1 rRNA gene is annotated in these 255 nt (G+C 53.3%); it reads left to right on the top strand.

The features are described from left to right. A 16S ribosomal RNA gene (locus tag ACEN31_RS11720) occupies nucleotides 1–255 on the top strand; the annotation flags it as partial.

Below are 255 nucleotides of genomic sequence, written 5' to 3'. Positions count from 1 at the left end.
GCCTAGAGATAGGTGAAACCCTTCGGGGCAAGAAGACAGGTGGTGCATGGTTGTCGTCAGCTCGTGTCGTGAGATGTTGGGTTAAGTCCCGTAACGAGCGCAACCCTTATCATTAGTTGCCAGCATTTAGTTGGGGACTCTAATGAGACTGCCGGTGACAAACCGGAGGAAGGTGGGGATGACGTCAAATCATCATGCCCCTTATGACCTGGGCTACACACGTGCTACAATGGATGGTACAGCGAGCAGCGACCC

Origin of the sequence: Ruoffia sp. FAM 26255 (genome assembly GCF_045528525.1) — a bacterium.
In the GTDB taxonomy this organism is placed as follows: domain Bacteria; phylum Bacillota; class Bacilli; order Lactobacillales; family Aerococcaceae; genus Ruoffia; species Ruoffia tabacinasalis.
Note: the sequence above shows the minus strand (reverse complement) of the source record. Positions and strands in the feature narration are given on the sequence as shown.